Source organism: Paenibacillus dendrobii (assembly GCF_009807035.1).
In the GTDB taxonomy this organism is placed as follows: Bacteria; Bacillota; Bacilli; order Paenibacillales; family Paenibacillaceae; genus Paenibacillus_AQ; species Paenibacillus_AQ dendrobii.
This window is the reverse complement of the sequence record NZ_WUBI01000002.1, coordinates 935,878-948,503: the sequence shown is the minus strand read 5'-3', so window position 1 is coordinate 948,503 and position 12,626 is coordinate 935,878. Positions and strand designations below refer to the sequence as shown.

Annotated in this window: 12 protein-coding genes and 1 tRNA gene; 11 read left to right on the top strand and 2 right to left on the bottom strand. The window is 50.5% G+C overall.

Annotated elements, in window-relative coordinates:
* The first annotated feature begins 193 nt into the window (after positions 1 to 193).
* The 3 genes from GRF59_RS18030 to GRF59_RS18020 all read left to right on the top strand — a co-directional run bounded on the left by GRF59_RS18030 (position 194) and on the right by GRF59_RS18020 (position 2,366).
* A tRNA-Pro gene (locus tag GRF59_RS18030) sits at positions 194 to 267 on the top strand.
* A 100-nt stretch (positions 268 to 367) separates the two neighbouring features.
* On the top strand, positions 368 to 1,036 hold the full coding sequence (locus GRF59_RS18025) for a BofC C-terminal domain-containing protein (RefSeq protein ID WP_341480099.1): 669 nt from the start codon (positions 368 to 370) through the stop codon (positions 1,034 to 1,036).
* 253 nt (positions 1,037 to 1,289) lie between these two features.
* Entirely contained in the window at positions 1,290 to 2,366 is a 1,077-nt protein-coding gene (locus GRF59_RS18020) for a Gfo/Idh/MocA family protein (RefSeq protein ID WP_160499061.1), read from the top strand.
* A gap of 146 nt (positions 2,367 to 2,512) precedes the next feature.
* On the opposite strand, the gene GRF59_RS18015 is transcribed toward GRF59_RS18020, so the two are convergent.
* Positions 2,513 to 3,580 carry a branched-chain amino acid aminotransferase gene (locus GRF59_RS18015; RefSeq protein ID WP_160499060.1) on the bottom strand — a complete coding sequence of 356 codons (1,068 nt, stop codon included), beginning with the start codon at positions 3,578 to 3,580 and terminating at the stop codon, positions 2,513 to 2,515.
* Positions 3,581 to 3,698: 118 nt separating this feature from the next.
* Between GRF59_RS18015 and GRF59_RS18010 the strand changes: the two genes are divergently transcribed.
* The 8 genes from GRF59_RS18010 (at position 3,699) to yajC (ending at position 11,662) form a co-directional block, all read left to right on the top strand.
* Positions 3,699 to 4,601 carry a LysR family transcriptional regulator gene (locus GRF59_RS18010; protein ID WP_160499059.1) on the top strand — a complete coding sequence of 301 codons (903 nt, stop codon included), beginning with the start codon at positions 3,699 to 3,701 and terminating at the stop codon, positions 4,599 to 4,601.
* A 122-nt stretch (positions 4,602 to 4,723) separates the two neighbouring features.
* Positions 4,724 to 5,227: a crossover junction endodeoxyribonuclease RuvC gene (gene ruvC / locus GRF59_RS18005; RefSeq protein WP_127601966.1), complete on the top strand. Its 504-nt coding sequence runs from the start codon at positions 4,724 to 4,726 to the stop codon at positions 5,225 to 5,227.
* The gene (ruvA, locus tag GRF59_RS18000) at positions 5,224 to 5,838 is read left to right on the top strand and encodes a Holliday junction branch migration protein RuvA (protein ID WP_160499058.1); all 615 of its coding nucleotides are present in this window, start codon (positions 5,224 to 5,226) and stop codon (positions 5,836 to 5,838) included. Before ruvC ends, ruvA begins: the two co-directional genes overlap by 4 nt.
* Positions 5,839 to 5,874: 36 nt before the next feature.
* Positions 5,875 to 6,879, top strand: a complete 1,005-nt coding sequence (ruvB, locus tag GRF59_RS17995; protein WP_160499057.1) for a Holliday junction branch migration DNA helicase RuvB — start codon at positions 5,875 to 5,877, stop codon at positions 6,877 to 6,879.
* An 88-nt stretch (positions 6,880 to 6,967) separates the two neighbouring features.
* Positions 6,968 to 9,064: a SpoIID/LytB domain-containing protein gene (locus tag GRF59_RS17990; protein ID WP_160499148.1), complete on the top strand. Its 2,097-nt coding sequence runs from the start codon at positions 6,968 to 6,970 to the stop codon at positions 9,062 to 9,064.
* Between the two features lie 6 nt (positions 9,065 to 9,070).
* Positions 9,071 to 10,099: a tRNA preQ1(34) S-adenosylmethionine ribosyltransferase-isomerase QueA gene (queA, locus tag GRF59_RS17985; RefSeq protein ID WP_160499056.1), complete on the top strand. Its 1,029-nt coding sequence runs from the start codon at positions 9,071 to 9,073 to the stop codon at positions 10,097 to 10,099.
* A 35-nt stretch (positions 10,100 to 10,134) separates the two neighbouring features.
* Positions 10,135 to 11,274 (top strand): tRNA guanosine(34) transglycosylase Tgt, encoded by a 1,140-nt coding sequence (gene tgt / locus GRF59_RS17980; protein ID WP_160499055.1) that lies wholly within the window; start codon positions 10,135 to 10,137, stop codon positions 11,272 to 11,274.
* A gap of 67 nt (positions 11,275 to 11,341) precedes the next feature.
* Positions 11,342 to 11,662, top strand: a complete 321-nt coding sequence (gene yajC / locus GRF59_RS17975; protein ID WP_160499054.1) for a preprotein translocase subunit YajC — start codon at positions 11,342 to 11,344, stop codon at positions 11,660 to 11,662.
* A 105-nt stretch (positions 11,663 to 11,767) separates the two neighbouring features.
* On the opposite strand, the gene GRF59_RS17970 is transcribed toward yajC, so the two are convergent.
* Positions 11,768 to 12,610: a phosphatase PAP2 family protein gene (locus GRF59_RS17970; protein ID WP_237391869.1), complete on the bottom strand. Its 843-nt coding sequence runs from the start codon at positions 12,608 to 12,610 to the stop codon at positions 11,768 to 11,770.
* Positions 12,611 to 12,626: the final 16 nt, after the last annotated feature.

The window sequence follows — 12,626 nt, the reverse complement described above, 5'->3', positions numbered from 1 at the left end:
TGGCTTTCTGGGTGAAGGTTTTATGAGAAGGCCGTCCAGATTTTTTTCTTGTAAGCGCGTGCTTTTTTTAACTGTCAAAATTTACATTTGACCAAGATAGTTAGCTACTATATAATAGGGAATGTTGAGGCGATTATGAGAATGAAGCAAGTATTGCTTGCTAGAATGATATATTCGTCATACATATTCATTACGGGATGTAGCTCAGCTTGGTAGAGCACCTGGTTTGGGACCAGGGGGTCGCATGTTCAAATCGTGTCATCCCGATTCGAGAACCGTCGGAGGAATCCGGCGGTTTTTTGCTGTATAAATATGTAATCCCCAGGTCACAATAAAAGAAAAAGACAGGGAATAGAAGGGGATTACTGTGAATGCAACCAGAATTAAAAAGAAGCTTCAAAAACAGTGGCGTTGGTGGAAACGGCGGTCTTTGACTTTAGGATTATCTTCGCTTGTCGTCGCGATGGTATGGGGCAGCATGTATTTGCCGGATAAAGTGCAACGCCTGCTCAGCACCAAGCCGCCCGTAGCTATAGAGACGCTCCAATATTACCAGCAAACCGAGGCCATGGACGATTCGAAGGATGACCCGAATTTTTGGAAGGAATTGAATAAGACCAAGCAGGTGGACGAGGTTATTGTCCGGCATAGTTACGTTTGCGGCGAGGAAGAACGCACCCTTGGCAAACTGAATACGGATGAGATCTATAATCTGCTCAATGAGCACCCAAGCTGGAAAGGGCAGTTTGCTGGACAAGGAAAGTTGGTGCTGAACGAAACGATTCTGGACCTATCGCCTACATGTAAAGAACGGGCATATATGAGCCTGGATAAGGACGGGAACTTATCCTTGTTTGACGGGCCGCCTCAGCAGGATAAGGTCATCAAAACATTCTTCCAACTCGACATCAGCTCGATGGAATCTTCCTTGCCTGACGAGGCGCTGAGACATTTTTACGACGGCATTCGAATTCAGGATATAGACGAATATAACAGTGTGTTATCCACATTCAGTGATTATGCCCGTGAGGGCTAATCGAGTTAACAGCAGCTTCCTGGTATCAGCCAGAGAGCCTGCTGTTTTTTTATGTGTTCCTCCAAACAACTAAAAAATGACCGGATAGTTCATGTTTTTATCATATTATTCATATTCAACTCTCCGATTTTCCTTTACGATAGAACCATACGAATAATAGCATAAGCGGGCAGGTTGATTCAGGGGCTGGAATCTGACTTCCTAAACAAGTTGATCGACTACGCACCGCAAAATGAGAGGGAGAAGGAAAATCATGAGCTCAAGTACACATTCGGTAGTTATTGTAGGTTACGGCGGTATGGGCAGTTATCATGCCAAGCTTATATTAGACAACACGCGTCTAAAAGTTACAGGGACGTTTGATGTACTGGCTTCACGCCGGGAAGCATCGCAAAATGACGGATACCCGGCATATGAAAGCTATGAAGCCGTATTAGGCGATCCGGCAGTTGACGTCATTTTGATTGCGACACCTAACGACGTTCACAAAGAACTGGTCATTTCGGCTTTGAAGCATGGCAAACACGTGATTTGCGAGAAGCCGGTGACCATGTATGTGAAGGATTTCGAAGAAATGATGGCGGTTGCAGAAGAAACCGGCCGCGTTCTCATGGTACACCAAAACCGCCGCTGGGACGAAGACTTCCGGATTATTAAAGAGATGTATGATAAAAAAACGATCGGGGATTTGTTCCAGATTGAATCCAGAGTGCATGGGGCCAACGGCATTCCGGGAGATTGGCGTCATCTTGAAGCCTATGGCGGCGGTATGCTGCTGGATTGGGGCGTGCATCTTCTCGACCAGTTCGTATTCATGATAGATAGCAAAATTACAAGCGTAACAAGCCGGCTTAGCTTTATTCTAGGCGACGAAGTGGACGACGGGTTCGATGCGGTCCTGGAATTCGAAAATGGCGTGACGGCCATCGTCGAAGTGGGTACGACCAATTTCATCACCCTTCCACGCTGGTATGTCAAAGGAACCGAGGGCACGGCCGTCATAGAGGATTGGTCGCTGACCGGACGTTCTGTCGTTCAGAACCATGAAGTGGGCAAAATCGAGCCGAAGCCGATCAAAGCCGGAGTCGGGCTGACCAAAACGATGGCTCCGCCATCAGAAGAGGCAACCCTTACCGAAGCGCTGCCGAAGGCATTCGAGCACGAGAGCAGCTTCTATGACAACTTTGCGGCGGTCGTGGAAGGTACTGCCGAACCGATCGTGAAGAATAGCGAGGTCCTGCGGGTCCTGAATCTGATCGAAAATGTATTTAAGTCGGCACGCACCCGCGAAGTGATCAAAGACTTCGATACGTACGAGCCTAAAAAATAAATTGCATCCTTAACACAGAAATAAGAGGCTGTACCCCATCATGAACGCGAAGGGGACAGCCTCTTTCTTTTGCAAAAAGAGAAAGGGATATTCCGCGAAGTCATGGCGACATCGGGAATATCCCTTTTATGGATGCGATTCTATGATTAAAACGTCATGGTCCAGTTCCGCGTATCCTGAAGATGTCCGGATTGCAGCCCTGTAATGGTATCATACAGCTTTTGCGACAATTCGCCGATCTCGCCGTTGTTGACCTCCATCGTGTGCTCGTTCCAGTGAAGCTCGCCCACAGGCGAAATGACCGCTGCCGTACCGGTGCCGAATACTTCCTCCAGATTGCCCTCTTTGTAGGCATCGTAGATTTCTTCAATGGAAAGTTTGCGTTCCTCCACGGGAACTCCCCATTCCTGAAGCAGGGTCAGCACGGAGCTGCGGGTGACGCCTTCGAGGATGCTGCCGTTAATTTCAGGGGTAATGACTTTGCCGCCGATTTTGAAGAAAATGTTCATGCTGCCAACTTCTTCGATGTATTTCTTTTCGATGGCATCGAGCCACAGAACTTGGGAATACCCTTCTTTTTTGGCGTTCTCCTGGGCTTTGATGCTTGCCGCATAGTTGCCTGCCGCTTTGGCAAAGCCGATTCCGCCGCGAACTGCGCGGGTATAGGAGCTCTCCACATTGATTTTAACGGGTTCAAGACCGCTTGAGTAATAGGCGCCAACCGGCGAAAGGATGACCATCAGCTGGTAAGTGTATGAGGAACGTACTCCGAGGCAAGGCTCGGTTGCAATGATAAATGGACGAACATAGAGCGAGGTTCCCTTTTCCGTCGGAATCCAGCTTTTATCCACTTCGATCAATTTCTTGATCGCTTCAATAACAAACTCTCCGTCCACTTCCGGAATCCCCAGACGGTCATTGGAGCGGTTCAGACGCTTCATGTTTTGGTCGGGTCTGAACAGCAGCACTTTACCGGAATCCGTCAAATATGCTTTCATGCCTTCGAATACCGCTTGGCCGTAGTGGAACACCATCGCTGCCGGATCAATCACGATCGGTGCATACGGAACAATGCGCGGATCATACCAGCCCTTGTCCTTGTGATAATCCATAATGAACATATGGTCCGTAAAATATTTGCCGAAGCTGAGATTGTTGCTGTCGGGCTTCTCGCCCGGCTTGGTGGTTAACTGAACTTTGATCTCCTCGCTCATGATCACGCGCTCCCATCGTACGTATATAATATGTTTACTATAGTTAACAAAAAATGATTGGTCAATTCAATGTTATCAATTAAAATAATAGTTATCAACTATGATGGAGGATCGGACCATGGACTTTCGTCTGCTTGAATATTTTATGGCCGTCTGTGAGGAACTTCATTTTACCAAGGCCGCCATTAAGCTTGGAATCAGTCAGCCTACGCTCAGTCAGCAAATACGGTTGTTAGAGGAAAGAGTGGGCACGCCCCTGTTCCGCCGCATAGGTAAACGCAATTATCTGACCGAAGCGGGGCAGACGTTAAAGGAACATACCCAGCATATTTTCCATGAGCTTGAACAGGCGCAGACCGAGATTAACGAGCTAAAAGGAATGGCGCGCGGGAAACTCAGGATCGGATGTTCGGGCAATCATCTGCTGACGCAAACGTTGATATCTTTTCATCAAAAGGCGCCTGGTATTTCCATATCGGTGCATGAGCTAGCAACGGAAGAAACCAAAAACGGATTGCTGGAAAACAAACTGGATCTTGGCGTGGTTTTTCTGCCGCTGGATGATGAGCAGTTGGTCAGCATGGAGCTGTACACCGAGGAGCTCAGTCTTGCCGTGTCCACCTCGCACAGGCTCGCCCGGTGTGATTCGGTCATGCTGGAGGAGCTCGTCCAGGAGCCCTTGGTACTGTTTCCGGAAAAGTTCCTGGTTCGGCAGATGATCGACGGTTACAGCAAACAGGCGGGCATCCGCTTGCAGCCGATCATCGAATTGTCCACAATGGACTCCATGCTTCAGCTCGTCCGGCTTCATGTGGGCGCCACGATCCTTCCCAAATCTTATTTGAATTCGATGGTCCGCCCGGATCTGAATATTATCTCCATTGTGAACCCGGTCCCCGAGAAAAAGGTAGGCATCGTCTACCGGAAACAAAAGTTTATGAATGCCTCGATGCTTGCCTTTATCCGTGAACTCACGCAAACCTTCCAACCGTCCGAACCTGTGGGCCATTCGCTGCCGTAAACGAATCTCCCAAATCATATGTCTACTTCTTTCGAGAGGGTCATAGACTTGATAGGAAGGTTTACATTATAATGAAGAGAACGAATACATATGTTCGCTTTATGGCAAGGGAGAGAAAACATTTGCGTATTTTAGGAATTGACCCGGGGATTGCAATTGTCGGTTTTGGATTCATCGATAAGGCCGGCAGCAAGGTGACTCCGGTGCAATACGGCTGTATCCAGACGGAAGCCCACACACCCGACGAGGAGCGGCTGCTGCATGTGTATGAAGCCATGCTGCAGCTGATCGATAAATATAAACCGGACAGCGTCGCTTTTGAAAAGCTGTTCTTTAACCGGAACGTCACGACCGCAATGTCTGTCAGCCAGGCGCGCGGAGTTTTGATTTTGGCGGCAACCCAGCGCGGTCTGCCTATTGCTGAGTATACGCCAATGCAAGTCAAGCAGGCTGTAGTTGGTTACGGCAAAGCCGAGAAGAAGCAGGTTCAGGAAATGGTACGGATGTACTTGAAGCTGCAGGCCGTGCCGAAGCCCGATGATGTCGCGGACGCTTTGGCGGTGGCGATCTGCCATGCCCATTCGTACACGTTAAATTCCAAAATAAACGAGGTATTGCGAAAATGATCGACTTTTTAAGAGGACCTGTCGTCCATCTGGAGAATGAGTATATTGTGCTTGACGTCCAAGGGGTAGGATACCGCGTATTCTGCCCTAATCCTTTTGTATTCGCCAAAACGGAAGGCCCTGTGACAGTATATACCCATCACCATGTCCGTGAAGACGCGATGCTGCTGTTCGGCTTTCCAAGCCGGGAGGAGCAGAGATTGTTCCGCAAGCTGATCGAGGTGTCCGGGATCGGACCGAAGGTCGCGCTCGGCATTCTTGGCGGAGGCACGCCGGATCACGTGGTCACGGCGATTTATCAGGAGAACATCACTTTCTTGACGAAGCTTCCGGGCATCGGCAAAAAGACCGCGCAGCGCATGATCCTCGACCTGAAGGACAAGCTGGACGGCTTCGGCACGGCTTCACTAGCCACCGGGCTGTTCGCCATGCCGGAGCCACAGGAGGGCGACGGCTCGGCATGGTCGGAAGCGCGCGAAGGACTCAAGGCTTTGGGTTATACCGATACGGAGCTTGACCGCGTATGGCTCAAAATCAAGGATGACACCGCGTTTGGCGATTCAGTGGATATTTTGATGAAAAAGGCGCTTAAGCTGCTCTATGCAGGTTAATAGAGACACACGGCTGCTGAGAAAGGGGCGACACGAATGGATGACCGGATCATATCGGCGAATTTAATGATGGAAGACCAGGCGGTGGAGCTCAGCCTTCGTCCCCGGTATTTGAATGAATATATCGGACAAAACCAGGTCAAGGAAAACCTGAAAATCTATATCGAGGCGGCAAAAATGCGTAATGAAGCGCTGGATCATGTACTGCTGTACGGTCCGCCGGGACTCGGAAAAACTACCTTGGCGAATATTATAGCCAACGAGCTTGGCGTGAATCTGCGAACTACGTCGGGCCCTGCGATTGAGCGTCCCGGTGATCTGGCGGCTCTGCTCACCAATCTGCAGGAAGGCGATGTGTTGTTCATTGACGAAATCCATCGTCTGCACAGGACGGTGGAAGAAGTGCTGTATCCGGCCATGGAGGACTTTGCGCTGGACATTATGATCGGGAAGGGGCCAAGCGCACGCTCCGTACGCCTGGATTTGCCTCCGTTTACGCTAATCGGAGCGACGACGCGCGCAGGTCTGCTGTCCGCACCGCTTCGCGACCGTTTCGGCGTCGTAAGCCGCCTGGAGTTTTATACGGTGGATGAGCTAAGCTACATCGTTTCGCGCGGGGCGGATATTTTTGGCATTGAAATCGTGGGGGATGCGGCCGACGAAATCGCTCTGCGATCGAGAGGAACACCGCGGATTGCCAACCGGCTGCTGAGAAGGGTGCGGGATTACGCACAGGTGCGCGGCGACGGCATGATCACGCCGAACATTGCGGAGGAATCGCTGAAGATGCTTCAGGTCGATCCGCGCGGACTCGACCAAATCGATTATAAAATGCTCACAGCGATGATCAACAGCTTTAGAGGCGGCCCGGTCGGACTCGATACGATCGCGGCTACCATTGGGGAAGAAAGCCAGACAATCGAGGATGTATACGAACCCTATTTGCTTCAAATTGGCTTCCTTCAGCGGACGCCTCGGGGAAGAATGGTGACGGCGGCAGCGTATCAGCATTTAGGACTGCCGATGCCGGAAATCCGTTAACCGAAAGGTTAGCGGATCATCTGCTTTTTTAATGAAACGATTTCTTAGACTTCATGGGATGCAAGGAGGAAAATAGCGAGTGGGAAATATGACGATACCAAAGGTTGTATCCTGGTGCGGTAAAGGGCTAATGACCGTTGCTCTGGCTGCCGGATGCTTTCAACTGTCAGGCACGGCCTCGGCCCTTCCGGTCGATCAAATACGGGTGGGCATGTTCATGGATTTGGGCAGCACCTATAAATCCACGACGGCAGCGGTCACGCTCACTTCCAGTCAGGCATTGACAATCGGATTCAATACTTCGAGCGGGCATTCGTCACTGGTAACCTTGGGAGCTGGCGAAACGGCAAGATTCAGCGTGGACGGCTTCCGCGTCAAGGTATTGGAAACGGCGGACTCGTCTGCGGCAGCAGCTGCTTACAAAAAATTGGCGGCTACGGCAGATAAACCTATTCTATTTACGGCAGCAACTTCCGGTGGTCAGGTCTATCAGTTATATACAGGCAATTATGCCAGCGAGCAGGCTGCTTCCACGGCTGCTGACCGGGTCGCGAAGGCGGTCTCCTCCTTCCTGAACGGACAGACGCCTGCAGTTAAAGGAGCCAAGCATTTATCCGCCGGCACGTATGCATCGGAAGCAGAGGCTGCTGCGGCAGCAACCAGCGTCAAGTCAGCAGGCTTTGATGCGACGTTGGCCTTGGAGCAGACGACTGACGGTGGCAGCCGGTATACCGTATGGATCGGGGAAGCGGCGAATGACGGCGAGTTATCGGCGCTTCGCGGTTCGGTGAGCGCCAAACTCCCGCAGCTGTCTTTATCAGATACGGACGCTAACATCCCGGCCTTCATGGTGCGGCAGGACGTGAGTCTCGGACAGGCAGTGAAGCATTATCAGCTTAGCGGCAATGAAGCCAAAGGCTGGATCGACAGCGGCGGTTCGGATATTAAAGTGCAGGAAAGATCTTCCCGCTCGTACAGGGGCTCCATGGAAATCAGTTCCCTGAGCGGACAATTGGCTTTGGTCAACGTGCTTCCGTTCGAACAGTATCTGTATTCGGTTGTCGGCGGTGAGGTACCGTCTTCCTGGTCGGCGGAAGCTTTGAAGGCACAGGCGGTAGCCGCCCGGAGCTACGCAGAGTTTCAGGCAAGCAGCCAAAGCAGCAGATTTAAAATCGCCGATGTGGTAGATACGACGCTGAGCCAGGCCTACAACGGCATATCCTCCGAAGCCGCCAGCGTGATCCAGGCGGTTGACGCGACGCAAGGCGAGGTCATTCTGAAAGACGGCAAGGTCGTTGAAGCCGTATTCTCTTCCAATGCCGGCGGCGTCTCGGCGGATCCTTCGGAAGTATGGAACAGCGGCGGCGACGCTTTTGCGAGCGTTGCGAGCGAAGGCGATGAAGCTGCGGTAAAAGGTCAAAAAATGTGGTATCATGTTCTTCTGTCGAATGGCGCAAACGGATATGTCCGGGAGGACAACGTGAAGGAAACGGGAACATTCACCGGCGGAGGGCTGGCGAAAATCACTGTGACCGCAAAGGATACGAACGTGCGGCCGCTGCCTCAGATTCAGTCGGACGAGGCTCCGGTTGCAAAGCTGAATCCGGGCGAGACGGCGGTTGTACTGGAGACGGTTCCGGAATCGGGCACCTATGCCTGGGTACGCGGACCTTACACATCAGCCCAGCTCTCGAAGAGCCTCCAGGGCAAGACAGCGACACCGGCCCCTTCTTCAATCCTGACGTTGGAAGTGACCCAACGGGGACCTTCCGGCCGCGCGACTGAAATCAAAGCAAACGGCCAAATTCTTGACGTCAAATACCCGGATTTGTTCCGATCGGCGATGAACGGACTTCCGAGTACTTTGTTTGATATTGTGCAAACAGGGAGCTATACTGTACTGAGCGCTAACGGAACGACATCCAAAATCACCGGTTCCTCAAGCACCACGGTGCTTTCCGCTTCCGGCCAAAGCACATTGCAAGGAGGCGGCACCGTCGTGATGAACGGAGACCGGAATGCGCGCAGCATTGATGCCGGAACGGGCTTTATGTTCCTGGGCCGCGGTAATGGCCACGGCCTTGGACTCTCGCAGTGGGGTGCCAAAGGGATGGCGGATGCTGGGTATGGTTACCAGGAAATATTGAAACACTATTATCAGAACGTTACTATTACTAAGGAATGACGAAATATGAATGTAGATTTGTATGATTTTCATTTACCTGAGGAATTGATCGCACAAACTCCGCTAATGGAGCGGACGGCATCACGATTACTGACATTAAACAAGCAGGATGGGGCCATTGCCCACCATACGTTCAAGGACATCGTGGATCAGCTCCAGTCTGGAGACACGTTGGTGCTCAATGATACCCGCGTCATACCTGCAAGGTTGTTCGGGGTCAAAGAAGATACCGGCGCTAAGGCTGAAGTCCTCCTGCTGAAGAATCTTGGTGAAGACCGCTGGGAGGCACTTGTGAAACCCGGCAAGAAGCTAAAAATCGGCAGCGTCATCGTATTCGGCGACGAATTGAAAGCCGTCATCGAAGAAGAGGGCGACATGGGGGAACGGGTGCTGAAGTTTTCCTATAAAGGAATCTTTCAGGAAATCCTCGATCGACTAGGACAAATGCCGCTTCCTCCGTATATTAAAGAGAAGCTCGATGACAAGGAACGCTATCAGACCGTGTACTCACGGCATGAAGGCTCTGCGGCTGCTCCAACGGCAGGACTGCATTTTACGAACGAGCTTCTTGACGAAATTCGCAGCAAAGGTGTTACGATTGCGTATCTGACCCTTCATGTCGGACTCGGCACGTTCCGCCCGATGTCCGTTGACAAGGTGGAGGATCATGTCATGCACGCGGAATATTACTCCGTTTCGCAGGAGACGGCCGATATATTAAATTCGGCACGCAGCCGCGGCGGACGTGTGATCGCGGTTGGGACCACTTCTTGCCGGACGCTGGAAACGATCGGCAACCGGTTTAAGGGTGGAATGCTTGAACCGTGTAATGGCTGGACGGATATTTTCATTTATCCGGGTTATGAGTTTACGGTCGTGGATGCCCTGATCACGAACTTCCATCTGCCGAAGTCCACGCTGGTGATGCTGGTCAGCGCGCTGGCAGGCAGGGAACATATTTTGCATGCGTACGAGGAAGCCATCAAAGAGCGGTATCGCTTTTTCAGCTTTGGCGACGCGATGTTTATTTATTAAGTCCGGTAACGCGGAATATAGAGGATGGTATATACATGACAGCAGCAGTTTACTACGAACATATTAAAACCTGCAAACAATCCGGAGCGCGTCTAGGTCGCGTGCACACGCCTCACGGCGTGATCGAAACGCCGACGTTTATGCCGGTAGGAACGCAGGCTACGGTGAAAACGATGAGCCCGGAAGAGCTCAAAGCGATGGATGCTCAAATCATTTTGAGCAATACCTATCATTTGTTCCTTCGTCCGGGTCACGATATCGTGCGCGAAGCGGGCGGACTTCACAAGTTCATGAACTGGGATCGCCCGATTCTGACGGACAGCGGCGGCTTTCAAGTGTTCAGCTTGAGCGAAATGCGCAAAATCACCGAAGAGGGCGTGCATTTCCGTTCCCATTTGAACGGCGACAAGCTGTTCTTGTCGCCGGAAGTGGCGATGGAAATTCAGAATGCGCTCGGGTCGGACATTATGATGGCATTTGATGAATGCCCGCCATATCCTGCAGAGTATGACTATGTCAAAAAATCGCTTGAGCGCACAACCAGATGGGCCGAGCGCTGTTTGAACAGCCATGCCCGTCCGCAGGATCAAGGACTGTTCGCCATCGTTCAGGGCGGCATGTATGAAGATTTGCGTAAACAAAGCGCCCGTGATTTGACTTCCATGGATTTCCCGGGGTATGCTATTGGTGGACTCAGCGTTGGAGAGTCCAAGCAGCTGATGTATGAAGTGCTGGATTATACCGTTCCTCTCCTTCCGGACAACAAACCGCGTTATTTGATGGGTGTTGGTTCTCCGGATGCCCTGATCGAAGGCTCGATCCGGGGTGTGGATATGTTTGATTGCGTTCTTCCGACACGTATTGCACGTAACGGGACAACGATGACAAGCCAGGGACGCCTTGTGGTCCGAAACGCTCAATACGCCAGAGACTTTGGCCCCCTTGACCCCGCATGCGATTGTTATACTTGCCGGAACTATTCAAGAGCCTATCTGCGGCATCTGATTAAAGCCGATGAGACTTTTGGCCTGAGATTGACAACGTACCACAACCTGCATTTCCTCATCAATTTGATGAAGCAAGTGCGGCAGAGCATCATGGAAGACAGGCTGCTTGATTTTCGCGATGAGTTTTTTGAAAAGTACGGGCTTCATAACAATGATAAAGGTTTTTAAACAGGGATTTTCTCATTAATCCTGAAACGGCATTTACGGGGTTAGTCCATGAAAGGGGGGAAAGAATATGTTTGAAAGTTTTGAATTAGCAGCAGATGCCGGCGGTGGCGGAGGCAGTATTGTCAGCTTGATTTTGCCACTCGTTCTGATGTTTGCGATCTTTTATTTCCTGCTTATTCGTCCACAGCAAAAGAAACAAAAAACCCGCAATTCGATGCTGGGTTCTTTGAAAAAGGGAGATAAGGTCGTGACGATTGGTGGGCTCCATGGAACCATCATGGAAATTACAGACGACATCGTTGTTCTTCGTGTAAATGATGTAACCAAGCTTACATTTGACCGTAGTTCAATCAGCCATGCGACTAAAGTGAGCGAAGGCGAAGCATAGGTTGAGATTGACATAAAGACCAGACAGCTCACGCTTACTTATAATGAAAAGAGGCAGTTCCTTTGAGGAACCGCCTCTCTTTTATTCGGCAACCATTCTTTTTTATTACAGGCTGTCGTACATGTTGTGGCGCTGGTAAAGCATTGCGCCTTCTTTGCCTCTCAGGGACATCTTCGCAAATAAGATACCAAGGTTGGAAGCCAGAAGGCCCAGGATCGTGCCGGCAACCATATCTGTCAGCCAGTGAATGCCTAGGTAGAAGATGCTGAAAATAATGATGATTGCGCTGATTGTGGTCATGATGCCAAAACGGCGGTTGCCCGACCGCAAACCCAACACCATCATAGTGACCGAAATGGAGGTGTGAAGACTTGGAAAACAATTATTGAGCCCGGATAGGGGCCTGTACTCCTCCTCGAATTTCGGGAAAATATCGAGCATCAGAAACGATACGCCAGAAGGCGGATAAGACCAAACCTCGTTGACGGGGAAGAAAAGATAGAATGGTATGGCAACCGCATAATTAATAATGATGGCGAAACAGGTTGCGATAACGAACACTTTATTTTGATCCGAAATATAAACTCCGACCGAAGCGATCAACAGCGATTGAAATACGATCACATAGAAAAAAACAGAGACTGGCGTGATATAGCTGCTGTGGAAGAAGTCCTGCAAATTCTTTACGAAATGTCCCTCGAGACTATAAACCCAAGGCGTAAAGTCTTTGTGATAATCAAAGCTATTCTCTATTTTCAATTCGTATTTATTGGCCAGGAGAATACATACCATAATGAAAAACAACAGCAAAAATTTGCGTGAGGTCAGCAGTTCCCTAATAAAAAGGTATGCCGCCTTAAACGGATTGCGGAGCGTACCCAGCCAGATCAACAAAATGACGACAACCGTTGATGCGATGGATATACTCTGCATGGATTGAAATAGCAAAGCAGAAAAAGCCTCC